The following is an 18,628-nucleotide window of genomic DNA, read 5'->3' on the forward strand; positions in this document are numbered from 1 at the left end:
TGGATTTAGCGCTCCGAGACGAAGTGGCGGCGCCCGACGCGGGCCTGATGACGCTGATCGAAACGATCGAGGCGCTGTCGGCGACGCGCACGATCGCCGAGGTGGCCGACGTCGTCCGCAAGGCGGCTCGCCGGGTTTCGGGCGCCGACGGCGTGGCCTTCGTCCTGCGCGACAACGAGCAGTGCTGGTACTTCGACGAGGATGCGATCGGCCCCCTGTGGAAGGGCAAGCGCTTCCCGCTCACCGCCTGCATCTCCGGCTGGGCGATGCTGAACCGCCAGACGGTGGTGATCCCCGACATCTATCTGGATGACCGCATCCCGCACGACGCCTACCGCCCGACCTTCGTCAAAAGCCTGGTGATGACGCCGGTGCGGATGGAGGACCCGGTCGCCGCGATCGGCGCCTACTGGGCCGAGGAACAGACCCCCTCGCCCGAAGTCGTCAAGAAGCTGCAGGTCATCGCCCGCGCCACGGCCTCGGCCTTGGAAAGCGGTCGCCTGCACGACAGCCTGGTCGACGCCCGCCACCACGGCACCTTCCTGCTGCAGGAGCTGGACCACCGGGTGAAGAACACCCTGGCCATCGTCCAGTCGATCTCGCGCCAGACGCTGCGCGCCTCCCCTTCGCCCGAGGCCTTCGCCGAGGTGTTCGAGGAGCGCATCCTGGCCCTGTCCCAGGCCCACGAGCTGCTGACCCGTCGCGCCTGGGGCCGCGCCCAGCTGCACGAGATCCTCGACAAGGCCCTGGCCCCGTTCAGCGTCGACCTGGTCGACCGCTTCGACATCATCGGCCCGGCCATCACCTTCAGCGCCGAGACCTCGGTCTCGGTCCACATGACCCTGCACGAACTGGCGGTGAACGCGGCCAAGCACGGCGCGCTGTCCACGCCCGAGGGCAAGGTCGTCATCCGCTGGACGGTGGACGAGGCCGCCTCGCCGCCGATGCTGACCCTGACCTGGCGCGAGGTCGGCGGCCCGCCGGTCAACAGCCAGCCCGAACACCGCGGCTTCGGCTCGCAGCTGATCAAGCGCGGCCTGGCCCGCGACCTGGGCGGCGCCGCCACCCTGGACTTCGCGCCCGCGGGCTTCGTCTACACCCTCCGCGCACCGCTTTCCGAACGTATGAGTCTCGCCGCATGAAGCCCGCCAAGGTGATGATCGTCGAGGACGAGGCGCTGGTGGCCATGATGGTCGAGGACATGCTCGACGACCTGGGTTGCGAGATCGCCGGCTCGTTCGGCGCGGTGGGCGACGCCCTGGCCTTCCTGGGCAGCGGCGAGCCCGCGCCCGACGGCGCGGTGCTGGACGTCAATATCGGCGGCGAGATGGTCTTCCCGGTCGCTGAACAGCTGCGCGAGCAGGGCGTGCCGTTCGTGTTCGCCACGGGCTATGGCGACCTGCCACGCAAGGGCTTCGAGAGCATCGAGGTCCTGGCCAAGCCGATCAACGCCGGCGCCCTGCGCCTGGCCGTGGACAAGTTCCGCACCGACGACTAGGCGCCGTCCTTCAGGAAGTCGATGAAGGCCCGCAGCGGGGCCGGCGCCCGGCGTCGGCTGGGATAGTAGAGATAGAAGCCCCCGTAATAGGGGCACCAGTCCTCCAGCACACGCACCAGCCGGCCCTGGGCGATCAGGTCGGCGACCTGGTCCTCGAAGGCGAAGGTCACGCCCAGCCCGTCCAGCGCCGCCTGGATGGTCAGCTGCTGGTCGTTGATCGCCAGCGGACCGTCGACCTCGATGTTCAACTCGACCCCGCCACGCTCGAACTCCCAGGCATAGAACCGGCCGCTGGCGAAGCGAAAGCGGATGCAGGGCAGCTCGCGCAGCTGCTCCGGCCGCGTCGGCTTTGCATGCGTTTCCCAGAAGGCCGGCGAGGCGACGATGGCCGTGCGCTGGCGTCCGCCGATCGGCACGGCGACCATGTCCTGGGCGATGGTCTCGCCGAAGCGAATGCCCGCGTCGCAGCCCTCGGCCACCATGTCGACCAGAGCGGAGTCGGCGATGATCTCGACGGTCACGCCCGGCTGCTGGGCCATGAAGCGCGTGACGGCCGGCAGCAGGATCATCTCGACCGCCCCGCGCGCGGCGTTGATGCGCAGCGTCCCCATCGGCCGACCCCGGAAGTTGTTGAGGTCATCGAGGGCGTCGTCGATGTCGCGGAAGGCCGGCGACACCCGCTCGTACAGGCGCTCACCGGCTTCGGTCAGGGCGACACTGCGGGTGGTGCGGTTGACCAGGCGCAGGTCCAGCCGCTCCTCGATGCCGCGCAGGGCGTGGCTCAGCGCTGAGGGCGTGCAGCCCAGCTCGTCGGCCGCGCGGCGGAAGCTCTTGTGGCGGGCGATGGCCAGGAAGCTGGCCAGGTCGGCGGGGGCGACGGGGGCGACGGGACGCATTGATGAACTCAACTCACCATGTCGGCGATAATTGAGAAGATTATCTCATCTAAGGCGCGGGTCTAGATGTTCGTCCGTCGCCGAGGCGCTCCCGCCCGGCCAACGGAATAGGAGATCATCATGCGCACTTGGTTCATCACCGGCGCCTCGCGCGGCTTCGGCGCCCTGATCGCGGAAAAGGCCCTGGCCGCGGGCGACGCCGTCGTGGCCACCGCTCGCAACCCCAAGACCGTCACCGACCGCCTGGGCGAGCATCCCAACCTCCTGGCCGTGGCCCTGGACGTCACCGACGAAGCGCAAGCCCACGCCGCCGCCAAGGCCGCCGTCGAGCGCTTCGGCCGCATCGATGTCCTGGTCAACAACGCCGGCTACGGCCTGCTGGGCGCGGTCGAGGAAGCCACCGGCGCCGAGATCGAGGCCCTGTACCGCACCAACGTCTTCGGCCTGCTGGCCGTGACCCGCGCGGTGCTGCCGCACATGCGCCGCCAGCGTTCGGGCCGGATCCTGAACCTGTCGTCGGTCGGCGGCCTGCGCTCGGGTCCGGGCTTCGGCGTCTACTGCTCGACCAAGTTCGCCGTCGAGGGCCTGACCGAGGCCCTGGCCGCCGAGCTGGCCCCGCTGGGTATCTTCGCCACGGCCGTCGAGCCGGGCTATTTCCGCACCGACTTCCTGGACGTGACCTCGCTGAGCATCAGCCCGGCCAGCATCGCCGACTACAACGAGACCGCCGGCGCCGTGCGGGCCCACGCGGCCGTGGTCAGCCACAACCAGCCGGGTGACCCCAAGCGCCTGGCCCAGGTGCTGATCGAGTTCGTCGATGCGCCGAACCCGCCCGTCCGCCTGCCCCTGGGCAGCGACACGGCCGCGGCGACCGAAGCCGTGGCGGCCGCCCACCTGGCGGTGCTGAAGGACTGGCGCGTGGTGGCGGAGTCGACGGACTTCCCTACGGCGTGAACCGCAGCACCAGGATCTGGTTGATCTGCTTGGCGTCGTAGTTGTCGTCCGACGCCAGGACGAGCGTGCGGACCCCGTCTGCTTGGCGGGGCCCCCAGGCCATGGCTTCCAGGTTGTCGATCCGGACGCCCAGGCTGTCGAAGTTCAGCAGCAGGCGCTTCTCCATCGGGCGAAGCGGCGTCGCCAGCAGGCTGTCGACCTTCGACACGTCCTGGGCCCTGGCGACATCGGCCAGGTAGAGCCGGATGTGATAGCTGTAGTGGCCGTCGGCCTCCTTGACCCCCGAGCGCTCCAGCACCAGCAGGCGATGGTCGTCCAGGGTCAGGATCTCGCTGATCCCGTTGTCGCCGACACCCACCGGCGAGGCGACCTGCACCGGGTCGATGCGGTAGGCGTACTGCGCAGCCAGCTTGCCGGAACGGTCCAGGCGGCTCAGCCGCGTCAGCCCGCCCTCGGCCACCGACGGGATCGGCCCGTCCTGGACCAGCGGCCATTCCATCGACACCCACAGGGATCGTCCGTCAGCGGACCAGCTGATCCCCTCTGTCGTGGCGTTCTTGCGCGCGCCGGTCTTGCCACCGTCGTGGAAGGTCAGGGCGTCGGGCACGACGTAGCGCCCGACGGGCATCCCGTCGGCCTTCACGCGCCTAATGGCCGGCGGATAGCCGTGATCGAAATCGCCTTCGGTCGACCAGACGAGGTCGGCGCTTTGCGGATCGAAGCGGATCGCCTCGCCATCCGCCGCCTCGGTCCCGGCCTTGCGGTCGGGGAAGGTCTGGCCATCCTCGCGGCGCAGCGGAACCATCGCCGTCAGCTCCGGCCCGCAGGCCTTGCCCGGTCGGACGTCCAGCTTGCCCAGGAAGAAGTGCGACGGCCCGTGCTCGGACTTGTCGTCGCTGATGAAGGCCCAGAGCTTGGCGCGAGGGTCGTAGTCGATCCCCGAAATGCCGCCGTAGCCGCCGCCCTGGAACTCGATCTCCTTCGGCGTCTCGCAGGCCTTGATCAACGACACCCGCTCGGCGGCCGAGACGGGACCGGTGACCAGCAGGGCGGCGAGGATCAGGGCCTTCACAGCAGGAACTCCGGTTCGCCGGGCGGCGGGCCATCGTCCCAGCCAGCCATGGCCTTGCGGGCCTCCGCCCGCTCCACCGCTACACCCAATTTGCGACGGAACTCGTCGGGGTCGATCGTGAACGGCTGGTTTTCCTGCGGCGCGATCGTGTAGAGCCGCGCCTCGCCGTCGGCCGGCAGGATGTAGCCAACGTCGTGGCGGCGGAAGTTGGCGATCCGCGACTGCACCTCGACCAGCCAGTTCATCGACACCACCTGGCAGCCTTCCGGCGACAGCAGGGCGTTGTGCAGGCCCGAGCCGAACTCGCCGGCCACCACCCGCGCCCGCGAGAAGATCCGCGCCTGCTCGGCCCAGCTCTTGGTCTCGGGGCGCAGCAGGGTCAGGCCCAGGTCCTGGGCGATGCCCTCGATCTCGGCTTCGTTGGCCAGTTCGCGGAACGACTGATCGGTGCGCACCCCGCCCCGGCTGACGAAGATCATGTCCTCGCCGGTTCCGCGCGACCAGGCCAGGGCCTCGCGCTCCAGGCTCCAGCGCAGGAAGTCGTGGAAGGCGTAGTTGTGGTGCAGCATGTGCGGCAGCAGGGCCGTGCCGATCTCGACCGCCTCGTCGCGATGGTCGTAGGTGACGATCTCCTGTCCCGGCAGCATCATCCGGATGATCTTGGTCACATAGCCCGGCGCGGTGCGCGGCAGCACCAGCGGCGCGGTGATGCCGGCGGCGTTCAGGGCCCGGATCACGAACAGCTTCGGATACATCTCGGTCAGCCAGTGACCCCAGACGAAGTTGAAGTGGGTGATCACGAAGGCCCGGTCCAGGCTGATGCGGACGGGCGCATCGAAGTCCCAGGCCGGCCGCGTGATGTCGTGATCGTACCAATGCTTGATGTAGTAGGGGTACGCGCCCTCGGCATAGACCAGCTGGCCGTCCAGCTTCAGGTGCGCGCCGGTGCCACCGGCCACGACGCGCTTGACGACCAGCAGGTCGATATCGGGCGAGACCAGGTCACCCAGTTCGTGCAGGCCGTTCAGCATGTCGCCGGCGCAGGGCCACAGCATCGGCCGGGGTGGAATGGGCTGGCCGCCCTTCATCAGCAGCGTGCGCGCCGCCCGGTCGGGGCCGTGCAGGGCCTGGGCCAGGGGAACCTGCTCGCCGCCGGAAAGATCGATCGAAGAGGCCACCCTGGAGTCCTAGATCAGCCCGTCGAGGAAGGCCAGGAAGGCGGTCACGTCCAGCCGCCAGCCATAGGCCGAGGCCGGGCGCAGACGCGGCTCCAGCGGCACCTCGGGCAGGATGACCCCGGTCCCGGAGACGAAGCCGTGCCAGGCGGCGCCGACCTGGGCGGTGAGATCCCGCGTCCAGGGCTCGGCCGGCTCGGCGGGCTGGATCTCGATCACCTTCGCGCCCGGCGCGCAGAACAGCACATTGGCCAGGATCGTGCCCGAGGTGGCGACCACGACCTCCGCGCCCCGGAACAGGGCGACCAGTTCGCGGACCGAGGACGTCTCGGGCCGGACGATCGTGAAGCCGCGCGCGGCCAGGCCCTCTTCCAGCCAGGCCTCGGTCTCCTGAGTCGCCTTCAGCGAGCCCTGGCGGCTGACATAGATGCGGCGGGCCTGGGCCGGCGGCACGGCGGCCAGGACCCGGGTCCGGACGACATCGAGGCCTGGACCGAGGGTCGGCGACGGCAGGATCATCGCTTCGTTCAGGCCGACCAGCGGGGCGTCGATCACCGTGGGCGACCGGGCGCCCGCCAGGGTCAGGAGATCGGTGTGCCAGGGCGACAGCGGCGGAGCGATCGGCGGGAAGCGCTCCAGCACCTCGGCCTCGACCGTCATCAGCGCCGGCAGGGCGCCGAGCAGGAACTGGGCGTAGTTGTGCGCCGCACCCCACCCCATGAACACCGCGCCAGCAGGCAGGATCGGGGTGTTCTCAGGCAGGGCCAGCCGCGTCTCGCCGTCCTCGCGCCGGGCGCCGGGCAGGCGATCCAGGGTCGGCGTCAGCCGTTGCGCCGAGCGCGCGGTTTGCGCGAACACGCGCCCCTTCGCATCGAAGACGACGCCAAACGCGGGCGCGCACCAGACGCTGCGGACCGGCTGGTCCAGGTCTTCCTCGACGATCGTCAAGACCAGACCCGTCGGCAGCGGCGGCTCGGGGACCAGGGCCTTCAGCTTGCGGCCGACCCGGCGGACCAGGCGCTTGATCGGGCTCACGACTCGAAGCTCGCGCGATAGCCCGCGCGGGCAACGATGGCGGCGGTCAGCCGCTCGATGGCGTGGGCCGTGGTGCCGTCGACGCGGCCCAGCTCGGGCTCGAAGCCGATCTCGGCGTCGGTGAGGTCGGAGAGCGGCGCGAAGGCTTCCGTCCGCCCCCAGAACATCGAGCCGGCCGCGAACGGCGTCTCGGGCCGGGGCTTCAGGCCCATGCGGGCGGTCAGGCGTTCGACGGCCACGCGGTTGTTGTCCATCACGTCCGGATCGCCGATCCGCATCCGCGCTTCGGACGAGGCCAGCAGGCCCAGCTGCGGGTCTTGGCTGAAGGCGCGCAGGGCCAGGGCCGCCGCCTCGCCGCCCAGCAGACCGTCGACCAGCTCGGCCCGCCACTGGTCGCCCTTGGCCCGGTGCGGCGAGCGCTTGGAGTGCAGCTTGCAGAACACCGAATAGCCCAGGGCCTTGGCGCGGCGCAGGGTCTCGACGAATGGCCGGATGTCGCGGCCACGGTTGTGCGCAATGGCCAGGTGCGCGGCCGGGAAAGCCTTACGGACGCGGGCGAGATCGGCCTCGTCCCAGGTCTCCGGCACGGTGATCATCAGGTCCAGGACGTCGGCCGTGGCGGCCAGACGCTCGGCGAACCAGTCGATCAGTTCCGGATAGAAGAGGTGCAGCAGCGTCACCGCCTCGGCCCGCTTCACGAACCCGGCTTGCGCCGCCGCCACCAGCGGATGGGCGTCGGTCAGGCGCGGCGTGTAGGCGCTGAGCGCCGTGCGGGTGGCGTGCAGATAGCCGTGGCCGAACCAGCGGTCGGGCTCCAGATAGGCGCCCTCGCCCCACTCGTTCCAGGCGTTGACGAAGACCATCGCCTCGCCCTTCGGGTGCTTGGCCTCGGCGTGGGCCAGCGCGCCCGACAGCCAGGTCAGGTAGCTTTCCGGGTCGGCGTTGTGGAAGGCGTGGCCGGCCCAAGGCTTGCGCGCCTGGTTGTCCCAGCCCGGCATGACGCCCGGCACGAAGGCGTCGGGCACGGCCGACAGCTCGTCCAGCTTGGACTGCACCACGACCGGATAGTCATAGACCTTGCCGGTGAAGCCCGCGTGCAGCGGCGTCACTTGCCGGGTGATCTCGCCCTCGACGATGGCGTGCGGCGGGAAGTCGATGATCCCGTCGAAGCCGTGCGACGCGTAGTCCTGGAAGCCGAACGCCGTGGTGCACAGCAGGCAAAGCTCGCCGATGCCCATGGCCCGCGCCTGGGCGCGCCATCGGTCGGTCGTGGCCTTGGAGTCCGGCAGGATCTCGGGGCGATACAGCACCAGCACCGGCTTGCCGCCGACCTTCAGGTAGCGCGGATCGCGGATGTAGCGGGCCATGTCCTCGAACACGGCGCGGTCGTCCTCGGGCGAGTGGTCCTGGCCCATCAGGACGTCGCTCTCGTCGCCGTCCCAGCGCCGGGTCCAGTTCTCGTTGGCCCAGCAGAGGGCGAACGGGAAGTCCAGGGTCGGGTCGGCGAGCACCAGCTCGATCGGCCGTTCCAGCAGGCGCTTCCCGGCGAACCAGTAGTAGTGGAAGCAGAAGGCCGAGACGCCCGCGCCCTTTGCGAGTTCAATCTGCTGGGCGACTGCGTCGCGCTGGCGCAGATCGTAGAAGCCCAGATCGGCCGGGAAGCGCGGCTGGTAGTGGCCCAGGAACTGCGGCTGCGCCTTGGAGACGTTGGTCCACTCGGTGAAGCCCTTGCCCCACCAGAGGTCGTTCTCCGGGAACGGATGGAACTGCGGCAGGTAGAAAGCCACCACCTTCGGCGCGTCGGCCGGCAGGGCGATCGGCGCGGCGATCGGGGCCGCGTAGTGCGGGCTGCGGAGGTTCTTCGAGACCTGCAGCGCGTGGGTGAACGTCGCCTGCACCGGACCGGCGTCGCCGCCGCCGACGCGCGGCGCGCGCGAGCCTTGCAACGCCGCCCGGCCGCGCCGCCAGAGCGCGCCGGCCGGCTTGCGAAGCGGGCCCAGCAACGGCTTGACCGCCTGGATCGCCGCGCCGCGCAGGCCGCGCGGGTCCTTGCCCAGGTCGCCGATGCGCGTGACCTTGAAGTCGGACACCGTGAACCGGCACTCGCCCTCGGACGGGTCGAAGCGCACGGCGGTCAGCTGGAAGCTGCGCGCCGGCAGCGAGGCGAACCAGCCGTCGGGACCAGCCTTCAGGCGCGTGTAGGAATCCTCGGAAAAGCCGTCGCCCCAGTCGGCATAGAGCGCCGGGCCGACCAGCTGGCCGTCGGTCGCTTCCAGCTTCAGATCGATCCGCACGGCCTTGGCGGCACGCAGGCCCGCGCGTTGCTCGCGGGTCGGGGTCCAGACCATCTGCGGGTCGCCGCCGGCCGCCGCCAGGATCGTCCGGCCCTGGGCGTCGAGGCCCTGGACCGTGACGTCGCGGCCGGGCTTCAGACCGCCCAAGATCACTTTAGGCGGCAGACCGCTCATGCCTTGCCCGTCATCCAGGCGCTCAGGCGCGCGAAGAGGCCCTGCTTGGCGTTCGGGTCGCGTTTGCGGATCACCACCGCCGCCTGCCAGAACTGGGCCGGGTCGTCGATATAGCGCACCACCTCGCCGCCGTGCGGCGCGGCTTCCTTGGCCACGAACCGGGGCGTCACCACCGCCTCGCCATAGACGTCCGGTCCGCGATAGTCGCCGCCGCCCGAGGCCAGATAGGCGATGCCTTCGTTGGCCAGGTCGGCGCGCAGTTGCGGCAGTTGATCCTTGTAGATCGACAGGGCCGCCATCCAGGCGTTGTCAGCGTCGGGCGCGATGGCCTCGACCATGTCCAGGAAGCGCGGCGGCTCGACCGTGAACACCAGCTGGCCGCCGGGGGCCAGCACGCGCAGCAGCTCGGCCAGCCAGGCGCGGAACAGGTGCGGCGGCAGGTGGGTGAACACCGAATAGGCCGTGACCAGCCGGAACTGGCCGTCGGCGAACGGCAGCGGCTGGCCATTGGCGATGGTCTCGAACCGGCCTGGCAGGTCGGCCCCGGCGCAGAAGGCGACCATGTCCGGATCGATATCGACCCCGACCATGTCCTTGCCGTCGAAGTCGCGCAGGAAGAACCGGCCGATCCGGCCCCAGCCGCAGCCGAAGTCCAGATAGCCTTGGCCCGTCGAGGCCTTGTAGGCGCGGTCGGCCATGGCCTCCTGCGCGAAGGCGTAGAACTTGCCGGCCTCGTCCAGCGCGTCCTCATAGGCCGAGCCGACGAACTGGCGCTGGATCTCGGCCGAGGGGAAGTTCGGGTACAGCAGATCGCTCTGGGTGCGCTCGACGACCGAGCGCTTCAGGCGCGCCAGCCAGACCTCGGGCGCCAGGCCGGCAAGGTCCTCGTGAGCCAGGAGACGAGCGGTCATGCGGCGCTGGCCTCGCGGTGGACGAGCCAGTCCTCGGTCGAGCCCAGGAAGACGATCTTGCCGGCCTGCAGCTCGCAGACGCGGTTGCAGACCCGGCGGACAAGGTCGTGGTCGTGGGTGGCCAGGACGACGATCTTGGCGTCCTCGACCATGCGCTGCATGCGGTCGGCGGCCTTCTGCACGAAGGCGGCGTCACCGGCGCTGAGCCACTCGTCCAGCACCAGGATGTCGGCCTCGAACTCGGTGGCGACGGCGAACATCAGGCGCGCCTGCATGCCGGCCGAATAGGTGCGGACCGGCAGATGCAGGAAATCGCCCAGTCCCGAGAACTCGGCGATGGCGTCGATGCGGCTGTCGATCACCTTGCGCGACAACCGGCGCATCAGGCCCAGCTTGTGGATGTTGCGAAGGCCGGTGGCCTCCATGTCCAGGCCGGCGTTGATGGCGATCATCGAGGTGATGTCGCCGTCGATGACGAGATCCCCGCGCGTCGGGCTGTAGATGCCGGCGATCACCTTCAGCAGGGTGGTCTTGCCCGAGCCGTTGTGGCCCACGAGCGCGATGCGGTCGCCCTCGACGATTTCCAGGTTGATGTCGTGCAGCGCCTTGACCGCGGCGACGTCGCCGGCGGCCTTGTACATCTTGCCGCCGACCGCGAGGTTGAACACCGCGCTGCGCAGCGACTGCGAGCGCAGGCTGTAGACGAAATAGTCGAGATCGACGTTCGTCAGCTTGATCTGGTGCGTCATCGCCCTCTCCTACAGCCAGAAGACCACGCGCTTGCGGAACATGGCCAGCAGCGCGAGGGCGACGATTGCGAGGACACCGGTGGTGCCCAGCGTCCAGTACCAGTCGAGAGCGGCGGGGGCGTGGCCGGTCAGCGGCGCGCGCAGCAGCTCCACCTGGTGGGCCAGCGGGTTCAGCTCGACCACCCAGCGGTGCTTGGCGCTGACATTGGCGGTCATCCAGAACACCGGCGTCACGTAGAACAACAGCTGGACCACGTAGCTCATCATATAGGCCACGTCGCGGAAGCGGGTCGACGGGATGGCGATGATGAAGCCTTGCAGGCAGACGATCAGCAGCATCAGGGCGACGGCCGGGATCAGCGTCCAGTGCGGCACGGAAAACCGGCCGATGACCAGCATCACCGCCCAGAACGCGATCGCCTGGAACAGGAAGTTGGTCGCCGCCTTTTGGGCGTGCAGGAAGACGTAGAAGCTCAGCGGCAGGCGTTGGCTCTGCATCAGGCCGGCGTTGTAGAGGAAGATCGCCTGGGCCTCGGCGATGGTGGTGCCGACCAGCGACCAGGCCAGCAGGCCCGCGACCACCTGCGGATAGCTCTTCGACATATCCACGCCCATCAGGGCGCTGACCAGGAAGGCCAGGGCGAAGGCGACGACCAGCAGGTTGCAGGCCATCCAGAACGGACCCAGGATCGAGCGCTGGAAGCGCGAGGCCGTCTGGTCCAGGCCGAGCCGCCACCACAGGGGCGCGAGACGGACGCCGTCTCCCACATCCTTCAGCGCCGCCATCAAGGGACTCGGCATCCGTAACCTTCCAAAGCGCCTCTCGGCGGTTAGCAAGGGGCTTGCTTACAGAGCCCCGCGCGCGCCGACAATTGCTTTGGAAGGTCGCTGAACGTCGTGTTGCGTAAAAACTTTAGTCGAGCGCCTTGAACCGGACCGCCGTCCCGCCGCCGGCAGCCATGTCGAAGTCCAGGCTGTCCTTGGCCGTGACCACCTTCTTCTCCACCGTCAGGGCGCCGGGGTTGGTGCGGTAGTCGGCCCAGGGACCGTCCTTGTAGATCTGGGCCTCATAGCGTTTGCCGGGAGCCAGGAAGTCCAGCTTCTGGCTCAGCTTGCGCGGCGCCTCGTCGGTCAGGGCGCCCAGGAACCAGTCCTTGCCGCCGCGCGGCTGGCGGGCCACGACGATGTAGTCGCCGACCTCGCCCTGCAGGGTCTTGGATGTCTCCCAGTCGGTCGGCACGTCGCGGATGAACTGGAAGGCGTCCGGCCGGGCCTCGTAATTCTCCGGCAGGTCGGCGGCCATGTGGATCGGGCTGTAGAGCACGACATACAGCGCCAGTTGCACGGCGATGGTCGACTGGCCGCGGCGGGTCAGCTCGGTCTTGCCGTGGATCACGTCCATGATCCCCGGCGTGAAGTCCATCGGCCCGGCCAGCATGCGGGTGAACGGGATGATCACCGTGTGCTCGGGCGGGTTGGTCGGATCGCCCCAGGCGTTGAACTCCTGCCCGCGCGCGCCCTCGCGGCTCAGCATGTTGGGCCAGGTACGGCGCAGGCCGGTGTCCTTGACCGGCTCGTGGGCGTCGATCGAGATCTTGTGGGTCGCCGCCACCTGGGCGGCGTGCAGGTTGTGGCGGACCATGTACTGGCCGGCGAACCACTGCTGCTGGCCGTCCTGGTCGAGGATCGTGCCGCTGTGGCGGACATAGCCGGTCTTCACCTGGCTGACCCCGACGCTCTCATAGAGCTTCATGGCGTCTTCCAGCTGGGCCTCGTAGTTGACCACCGCCCCGGCCGTCTCGTTGTGGCCGATCAGCTTGACGCCCTTCTTGCGGCCGTACTCGGTGATCGCCTTGATGTCGAAGTCCGGATAGCTCTGGGTGAAGCTGAACTTCTCGCCGTTGCTGATCCAGTCGCCGTCCCAGCCCTTGTTCCAGCCCTCGACCAGCACGCCGTCGAAGCCGTACTTGGCGGCGAAGTCCATGTAGCGCTCGACATTGGCGGTGTTGGCGCCGTGGATCGGGCCGCTGCCCCAGGTCGAGCGGTTCAGGTGCATCTCCCACCAGACGCCGACATATTTGCCGGGCTTGATCCACGAGGTGTCGGCGATCTTGCTGGGCTCGTTGAGATTGAGCTCGATACGGCTGTCGGCCAGGGCGCCGGCGCTGTCGCCGATCAGCACGGTGCGCCAGGGCGTGGTGAAGGCTCCGGTCTTCTTGGCCAGGGTCCCGTCCTGCCACGGCATCAGCTTGGCCTTGTAGGTCCCCGCGCCATTGCCCGCGAGCAGCATCGACGGGAAGTCGACCAGGGCCGCCTCGTGGATCGACAGGTGCAGCCCGCCCTTCTCGCGCATCGTCAAAGGCGTCTCGGCCAGGGTGATGCGGCGCGCGTCGGTCTGCTTGTAGAGGTACTCGTCGCGCTCTTGGCCCAGCGCCTCGTACCACCAGGCGTCATAGGCCCCGACCGGCTTGAACTCGGTGCGGTCGTCGGTGACCGCCACGGCCTGGCCGGCCGGGATGGCGGTGTAGGCGTAGCGGAAGCCCAGGCCGTCGTCGAACAGGCGGAAGGTGACGTCGACGCTGCGGTTCAGCGGCGTGTCGCCGGCCAGGGAGACGGTCAGTTCGGAATGGTTGTCGCGGATGAGCCGCTGCTCGCCCCAGGGCTGCTCCCAGCTGGTGTCGCTGGCCGAGCGCTTGGCGGCGGTGACGCCCGAATAGCGCGCCTGCGCCTCGCCGGCGAAGGTCAGGCCCATCGCCCCCGGCGCCAGCACGACCTTGCCGCCCTTGCTCACCTCGTAGAAGACCTGACCGTCCTTGGTGAAGACGCACACCTCGATCACCTTGCCCGGCGACTGGGCGCACTCGCGTTCCGCGGCCTGAGCGATCGCCGGCGAGGCCAGGGCGGCCAGCAGGGCCAGGGTTCGGAAGCTCATCGACAGTCTTTCTTCGAAAAGGGCGCCCCGGCTCCGCAGGATCGGAGCCGGAGGCGCAGGGGGAGGACTTGAACCGGCCCAACACTCGGGCCGATCGAACGCAAAAGGTCTTCGGAGCGCGCGCCGGATTGCCCGCGCCAGGACGAAGATCGAACGAGGGTTGCGAGGCGGGCGCTATCCGGTGTCGACCGCCTCGATGAAGCCGTTGGCCGTCAGCCGGCCCGTGGCGGGATCGGCCGATCCGCCGCCCTGGCCAAGCAGGCCGGCGTGGAGGACATGGCCTCGATAGATGATCAGCCGGTTGAAGACGGCTTCGGCCTGGTCGATCAGGTCGTAGCCGGGCGTGCCGGCGCCGGCGAACGTGCGGCGCTCGTGGGTCATCTCGGCCTCGAGCGCGGCGGCGTAGGCGTCCATGCGGCTGGCGTCGATCGACTCGAAGCCGGTGGCCTGGTGGCGGAAGAAGCCGGTGCCGCCGAACTCGCCCTGGCTGAAGTAGTGGACCATGGCCAGGCGGCGGGGGTCCGGCCCGTCCAGGTGCGGGAGCGTCTGCACGGGCGTCGCGGCCGAGGCCGGCGTCGTGGCCAGGGCGAAGAAGCCGAAGAACTTCAGCACCGCGCTGGCCGACACCCCGAACGCCGCCTCGATCGGACCACGCAGGGCGGTGACCACGGTGCGGTAGTAGGCTTCGGGCAGGTTGGCGTTGAGGCCGGGATAGTTGGTGTGCGGCGGGCGGTAGAAGTCGGCGGCGCGGGCGGCGTCGATCATCGCGTGCGGATCGGCCAACACGTCGTCGACGATCAGCAGCGGCTGCTGCTCGGCGCCGATCTTGCGCAGGCGGACGCTGATGTTCGGCCCCAGCAGCAGGGGTTTGACGGCGGTCGCGACGGTCATGTCGGCGACCTCAGCACGGCCATCTTCAGCTGCTGCTTCAGGGCGTTGCGCTGGGCGGGGCTGAGTGTGCCGAGCGCCCCACGCAGGGCCTCGGGGATGTGCGCCGTCGCCTCGCCGCGATCGCCGAAGACATAGGTGGCGAACATCTCGCGCCAGTAGGCCTTCTCGCCCTCGGGCAGATCCTTCAGGGCCAGCAGGGCGATCTGGAAGACGTCGACCGGCCGCTCCAGGCCGACGGCCGTGTCGCCCCACCAGTAGTTGACCATGGCGTTGTAGGGTTCGAGCGAGGTGACGTGGTGCCACCAGTGCTTGGGCATGAAGAGGGCGTCGCCCGGCTCCAGCCACGCCACCCGCGCGACGGCGTAGGCGTCGCGGTAGCGCGGGAAGCGGGCGAGGTCGGGCGCCTCCGGGTCGACCAGCGACAGCGGCGGCGGGTTCTCCAGCGGGCCGACATAGAGGTTCGACACCTGCTCGGGCGGGAACAGCACGAAACGCCGGCGGCCGGCGAGCACGCAGGCCAGGTTATGGTCGCGGTCGTTGTGGGTCTGGGTCCGTAGCGGCCCGCCGACCCAGAGGCGCGGCATGACCTTGGGCGAGACCAGTGGCATCGGGTTCTGGCGCACGAACTCGGGCATGTGCGTAGCCAGCGGCAGCATCTGGATGGCCACGAACGGCGCGTCCTTCTGGCCCAGCAGGGCTTCGATACGGTCCAGCGTCTGGCTGATCCCGGCGTTGCGCTTGGAGAAGCTGAACTCGCGCAGGTCTGGACCGTAGGCGTACCAGCCGTTGGTCGAGGCCGGCGCCTCCATGACCGGACCCGGCAAGCCGCTGTCCATGGCCTTGAGGTAGGCGTTCATGGTCGCGGGCGAACGACCGGCCGCGAGCGCGGGCCAGGTCTCGAGCAGACCCTTGATCACCACCGGCGCCTCAGCCGCGACGATGCGCTCGAAGGCCTCCGGCGAGGGCGCGGCGACGGCGGCCACGCGCGGCAGGGCTTCCAGGCTCAGGGTCGGATCGATGGAGAGGCCGCTATCCATGGACGGGCTCCCGGCCGCAGAAGCTCTCCAGATAGAGGTCGTGGGTCGGCTGGCGTTCGACCTGGTCCTTGATGAAGCCCAGGATGCGGCGGAACTCGTGCTTCATCAGCTCTGGCGCGGTCGCGTCGATGCCCGGGGCGTGGCTGTCGGGCGTGACGCCGTGGCCGACGAACAGCGCCCTCCAGCTATCGGCCGGGAAGCTGTCGTGCTCGAACGGCGCGATCTCGCCCCGCGCTCGGAACGTGGCGATTATGTGGGCCAAGTCGGCGGAGACCGGCGCCTGGCGGGCGCGGGTCCAGAAGTCCGAAGCGCCGTAGCGGTTCAGGGCGTAGTGCAGCTGCTGGAAGTCGCGCACCCGCTCGAACTGCTCGGCCATGGCGCGGTTGTAGGCGGCCTGCTCCCAGGCCCAGTCGCCCGAGACCGGGAACAGGGCCAAGAGCTGGACCAGCCCCATCTGCACCGCGTGCAGGTCGACGCCGTGTAGCGGGTCGAACACGCAGGCCGCCTCGCCGAGGACGACGACATTGCGGTCCCAGGCCGACAGGCGGCGGCCGGGCGCGACGGCGCGCACGGAGGCGTCCTGGATCGGCAGGCCGGAGGCGGCGCTGGCGGCCTGCAGCGCCTCTTCATCCGTACATAGATCGGATGCGTAGACCTGGACGATATGAGTGGCGTTCTGGGCCGGATGCAGGGCCGTCCAGCCGCGCGCCCAGGCGCGGGTTTCGGCATAGGCCGGGATCGACGGGAAGGCCGGAGCCAGGGCGGTCAGCACGCGGTCGGCCGGGAAGCTCCAAGCCTCGCGTGGGCTGTCGACCACGCCTTCGACGTCGATGAAGAGGTCGCCGGTGATCCGACGGCCTTCGCCGAGATCGAGGGCGGCGACGTCGCCAGCCTCCGTGCGCTCGACCGCGACGCTCAACGCCTGATGCGCCTCGACGCCGCGCCGGACGGCGAGGCTCTTCAAAACGCCGGCATAGGCGAGGGCCGGCAGGTGGTAGCCGTAGTCCGTGCGGCCGAAGACCTCGGTCTCCTCGTCCGGCATCACGAACCGGCCGTGGCGCGCGGCAGCGGCGGTCAGCGAGAAGTCGGCGAACTCGGCGTTCAGACCCAAGGCTCTCGCCTTCAGCCAGTAGGGGAAGAAGTCGCGGCCATCGATCGGCGCGCCGTGCGCCCCGTGGGCGTGGAAGAAGGCCGGGGCCTGGCCCGTCAGATCGACGAAGTTGCCGCCCAGCGAGAAGGTCCCGCCGACGCCGCGCAGCAGCGCCGACTCGTCGAGGCCCAGGAGATTGTGCAGCGCCTCCAGCGCCGGCAGGGTCGCGTGGACGCTGGCCAGTGTGAGGCGGCTGGGCAGCTCCACCGCCGTGACCGCCATGCCAGCCGGCTCCAGCGCCGCGCGCAGCACGGCGGCGGACAGCCACAACGGGGCGTCGCGGCCCACGACGACGACGGAGTTCGGCGCGGCGCTCACTGGGCCACCGCCTTTCGCGGGGCTTCGACGGCGCCCGGCGCATACCGCGCGATGAAGTCCGCATGCGAGCTCATCGCCGCCACGTTCGTGTCGATCCGCGTCTTCAGATCCGCCAGCTTCGACGCCAGCACGTCCAGCGGCATAACCTCGGCCAGGCGGTCATAGGCGCGCGGCGCGATCCCCTGCCCTTCCAGCACCGACAGCCAGCTGTCGCGCGAGAACAGGCCGTACTTGTAGTCCGGCAGGCCGGCGCGGCCTTCGAACAGGGCCAGCTTCTCCTCCAGGCTGGCCGGGATCGGCATGGTCCGCACGTGATCCCACAGCGGCTGCCCGACCCGCTGATTCAGGCGGTAGTGCAGGATGAGAAAGTCGCGGACCCGGTCGTACTGGATCTCGAACAGGCGGTTGAACTCGGAGGCAAGGCGCGGGTCCATGCCCGTCCGCTTCGTCGGCATCAGATTGATCAGGTCGACCACCGCCGCCTGGATCAGGAAGATGCTGGTGCTTTCCAGCGGCTCCAGGAAACCGCTCGCGAGCCCCATGGCCACGACATTGCCGGTCCAGCCAGCCTTGCGACGGCCGGCGGCGAAGCGCAGCAGCTTCGGCTCCATCTGCGCCGGGGCGTCCAGCTGGGCCAGCAGGGTGTCGCGGGCCTTCCCCTCGTCCATGAAGGCGCTGGAGAACACATAGCCATTGCCGGTGCGGTGCTGCAGCGGGATCCGCCAGATCCAGCCGCCCTCCTGGGCGGTGGAGCGAGTGTAGGGGCTGAAGTCGCCGGCCCGGCCGCACGGCACGGCCATGGCGCGATCGCACGGCAGCCACTTGGTCCAGTCGTCCCACTCGGCCTTCATCAACCCGCCCAGCAGCAGCGAGCGGAAGCCGGTGCAGTCGATGAAGAGGTCGCCCTCGATGCGCTGGCCCGACTTCAGGGTCAGGCCGGTGACGTGACCGGTCTCCCCGTCCTGGGCGATGTCCTGGACCAGGCCCTCGATCCGGGTGATCCCGCGCGCCGTCGCCCAGCGGCGCAGGTAGGCGGAATAGAGGCCGGCGTCGAAATGGTAGGCGTAGGCATAGGTCGAACGGATCGATTTCTGATCCTCGTTCGGGAATTCGAAGGCGTTGGCGCGGGCCGCGACCACGGCGTACGAATAGGCCTGCAGCGGGGCCGGATCGAGCCCGGCCAGCCTGGCGCGCGTCCAGTGATGCTGGAAATCGACCCCCGCCCACGGCTCGCCGAACGTGCCGAACGGGTGGTGGTAGAGGTCGCCCGGCTTGCCCCAGTCGCGGAACTCGATGCCGAGCTTGAACGTGCCTTGGGTCTCGCGCAGGAACTCGACCTCGTCGAGCCCCAGCATGTCGTTGAAGGTCTTGATGTGCGGCAGGGTGGCCTCGCCGACCCCCACCGTGCCGATCTCGTCGGACTCGACCAGGGTCACGGCGTAGTCGCGGGCGTCCAGAAGGCGGGCCATGCCGGCCGCGCACATCCATCCCGCCGTGCCTCCGCCGACGATAACGACTCTGAACCTGTTCTCTGTCCGCATG

At 69.5% G+C, this 18,628-nt stretch carries 16 protein-coding genes; 3 read left to right on the forward strand and 13 right to left on the reverse strand.

Annotated elements, in window-relative coordinates; all coding sequences use genetic code 11:
- The first annotated feature begins 47 nt into the window (after nucleotides 1–47).
- Together AC07NI_RS20945 and AC07NI_RS20950 are read left to right on the forward strand one after the other, a co-directional pair.
- Nucleotides 48–1,142 carry a sensor histidine kinase gene (locus tag AC07NI_RS20945; protein ID WP_494622690.1) on the forward strand — a complete coding sequence of 365 codons (1,095 nt, stop codon included), beginning with the start codon at nucleotides 48–50 and terminating at the stop codon, nucleotides 1,140–1,142.
- On the forward strand, nucleotides 1,139–1,498 hold the full coding sequence (locus AC07NI_RS20950) for a response regulator (protein ID WP_494622692.1): 360 nt from the start codon (nucleotides 1,139–1,141) through the stop codon (nucleotides 1,496–1,498). The genes AC07NI_RS20945 and AC07NI_RS20950 overlap by 4 nt, the downstream gene beginning before the upstream one ends.
- On the opposite strand, the gene AC07NI_RS20955 is transcribed toward AC07NI_RS20950, so the two are convergent.
- Nucleotides 1,495–2,394 (reverse strand): LysR family transcriptional regulator, encoded by a 900-nt coding sequence (locus tag AC07NI_RS20955; protein WP_494622694.1) that lies wholly within the window; start codon nucleotides 2,392–2,394, stop codon nucleotides 1,495–1,497. The two genes, AC07NI_RS20950 and AC07NI_RS20955, sit on opposite strands and share 4 nt — an antisense overlap.
- A 120-nt stretch (nucleotides 2,395–2,514) precedes the next feature.
- Between AC07NI_RS20955 and AC07NI_RS20960 the strand changes: the two genes are divergently transcribed.
- Nucleotides 2,515–3,348, forward strand: coding sequence for an oxidoreductase (locus AC07NI_RS20960; protein WP_494622696.1), 834 nt, complete (start codon nucleotides 2,515–2,517; stop codon nucleotides 3,346–3,348).
- On the opposite strand, the gene AC07NI_RS20965 is transcribed toward AC07NI_RS20960, so the two are convergent.
- The 12 genes from AC07NI_RS20965 to AC07NI_RS21020 all read right to left on the reverse strand — a co-directional run bounded on the left by AC07NI_RS20965 (nucleotide 3,338) and on the right by AC07NI_RS21020 (nucleotide 18,627).
- On the reverse strand, nucleotides 3,338–4,420 hold the full coding sequence (locus AC07NI_RS20965; RefSeq protein ID WP_494622698.1) for an esterase-like activity of phytase family protein: 1,083 nt from the start codon (nucleotides 4,418–4,420) through the stop codon (nucleotides 3,338–3,340). The genes AC07NI_RS20960 and AC07NI_RS20965 overlap by 11 nt on opposite strands.
- The gene (locus tag AC07NI_RS20970) at nucleotides 4,417–5,598 is read right to left on the reverse strand and encodes a glycosyltransferase family 61 protein (RefSeq protein ID WP_494622700.1); all 1,182 of its coding nucleotides are present in this window, start codon (nucleotides 5,596–5,598) and stop codon (nucleotides 4,417–4,419) included. Before AC07NI_RS20970 ends, AC07NI_RS20965 begins: the two co-directional genes overlap by 4 nt.
- Before the next feature lie 9 nt (nucleotides 5,599–5,607).
- Nucleotides 5,608–6,630 (reverse strand): glycosyltransferase family 61 protein, encoded by a 1,023-nt coding sequence (locus AC07NI_RS20975; RefSeq protein WP_494622702.1) that lies wholly within the window; start codon nucleotides 6,628–6,630, stop codon nucleotides 5,608–5,610.
- Nucleotides 6,627–9,098: a glycoside hydrolase family 99-like domain-containing protein gene (locus tag AC07NI_RS20980; RefSeq protein ID WP_494622704.1), complete on the reverse strand. Its 2,472-nt coding sequence runs from the start codon at nucleotides 9,096–9,098 to the stop codon at nucleotides 6,627–6,629. The genes AC07NI_RS20975 and AC07NI_RS20980 overlap by 4 nt, the downstream gene beginning before the upstream one ends.
- The gene (locus AC07NI_RS20985; RefSeq protein WP_494622706.1) at nucleotides 9,095–10,009 is read right to left on the reverse strand and encodes a class I SAM-dependent methyltransferase; all 915 of its coding nucleotides are present in this window, start codon (nucleotides 10,007–10,009) and stop codon (nucleotides 9,095–9,097) included. The genes AC07NI_RS20980 and AC07NI_RS20985 overlap by 4 nt, the downstream gene beginning before the upstream one ends.
- A complete protein-coding gene (locus AC07NI_RS20990; protein ID WP_494622708.1) occupies nucleotides 10,006–10,758 on the reverse strand; it encodes an ABC transporter ATP-binding protein in 753 nt (250 codons plus the stop codon). The genes AC07NI_RS20985 and AC07NI_RS20990 overlap by 4 nt, the downstream gene beginning before the upstream one ends.
- A 9-nt stretch (nucleotides 10,759–10,767) precedes the next feature.
- Nucleotides 10,768–11,559 (reverse strand): ABC transporter permease, encoded by a 792-nt coding sequence (locus AC07NI_RS20995; protein WP_494622710.1) that lies wholly within the window; start codon nucleotides 11,557–11,559, stop codon nucleotides 10,768–10,770.
- Between the two features lie 112 nt (nucleotides 11,560–11,671).
- Nucleotides 11,672–13,690, reverse strand: coding sequence for a glycoside hydrolase family 97 protein (locus AC07NI_RS21000; protein ID WP_494622712.1), 2,019 nt, complete (start codon nucleotides 13,688–13,690; stop codon nucleotides 11,672–11,674).
- Between the two features lie 174 nt (nucleotides 13,691–13,864).
- A complete protein-coding gene (locus tag AC07NI_RS21005) occupies nucleotides 13,865–14,581 on the reverse strand; it encodes a DUF6445 family protein (RefSeq protein ID WP_494622714.1) in 717 nt (238 codons plus the stop codon).
- On the reverse strand, nucleotides 14,578–15,618 hold the full coding sequence (locus AC07NI_RS21010) for a cupin-like domain-containing protein (protein WP_494622716.1): 1,041 nt from the start codon (nucleotides 15,616–15,618) through the stop codon (nucleotides 14,578–14,580). The genes AC07NI_RS21005 and AC07NI_RS21010 overlap by 4 nt, the downstream gene beginning before the upstream one ends.
- Nucleotides 15,611–17,086 carry a tryptophan 7-halogenase gene (locus AC07NI_RS21015; protein ID WP_494622718.1) on the reverse strand — a complete coding sequence of 492 codons (1,476 nt, stop codon included), beginning with the start codon at nucleotides 17,084–17,086 and terminating at the stop codon, nucleotides 15,611–15,613. The genes AC07NI_RS21010 and AC07NI_RS21015 overlap by 8 nt, the downstream gene beginning before the upstream one ends.
- A complete protein-coding gene (locus AC07NI_RS21020; protein WP_494622720.1) occupies nucleotides 17,083–18,627 on the reverse strand; it encodes a tryptophan halogenase family protein in 1,545 nt (514 codons plus the stop codon). Before AC07NI_RS21020 ends, AC07NI_RS21015 begins: the two co-directional genes overlap by 4 nt.
- Nucleotide 18,628: the final 1 nt, after the last annotated feature.

This window comes from Caulobacter sp. GW821-FHT10E02 (assembly GCF_059415225.1).

Coding starts and splice junctions, on each gene's coding strand:
- AC07NI_RS20945 (WP_494622690.1), top strand. CDS start 48: ATGACGCTGATCGAAACGATCGAGGCGCTGTCGGCGACGCGCACGATC.
- AC07NI_RS20950 (WP_494622692.1), top strand. CDS start 1,139: ATGAAGCCCGCCAAGGTGATGATCGTCGAGGACGAGGCGCTGGTGGCC.
- AC07NI_RS20955 (WP_494622694.1), bottom strand. CDS start 2,394: ATGCGTCCCGTCGCCCCCGTCGCCCCCGCCGACCTGGCCAGCTTCCTG.
- AC07NI_RS20960 (WP_494622696.1), top strand. CDS start 2,515: ATGCGCACTTGGTTCATCACCGGCGCCTCGCGCGGCTTCGGCGCCCTG.
- AC07NI_RS20980 (WP_494622704.1), bottom strand. CDS start 9,098: ATGAGCGGTCTGCCGCCTAAAGTGATCTTGGGCGGTCTGAAGCCCGGC.
- AC07NI_RS20985 (WP_494622706.1), bottom strand. CDS start 10,009: ATGACCGCTCGTCTCCTGGCTCACGAGGACCTTGCCGGCCTGGCGCCC.
- AC07NI_RS20990 (WP_494622708.1), bottom strand. CDS start 10,758: ATGACGCACCAGATCAAGCTGACGAACGTCGATCTCGACTATTTCGTC.
- AC07NI_RS20995 (WP_494622710.1), bottom strand. CDS start 11,559: ATGCCGAGTCCCTTGATGGCGGCGCTGAAGGATGTGGGAGACGGCGTC.
- AC07NI_RS21000 (WP_494622712.1), bottom strand. CDS start 13,690: ATGAGCTTCCGAACCCTGGCCCTGCTGGCCGCCCTGGCCTCGCCGGCG.
- AC07NI_RS21005 (WP_494622714.1), bottom strand. CDS start 14,581: ATGACCGTCGCGACCGCCGTCAAACCCCTGCTGCTGGGGCCGAACATC.
- AC07NI_RS21010 (WP_494622716.1), bottom strand. CDS start 15,618: ATGGATAGCGGCCTCTCCATCGATCCGACCCTGAGCCTGGAAGCCCTG.
- AC07NI_RS21020 (WP_494622720.1), bottom strand. CDS start 18,627: ATGCGGACAGAGAACAGGTTCAGAGTCGTTATCGTCGGCGGAGGCACG.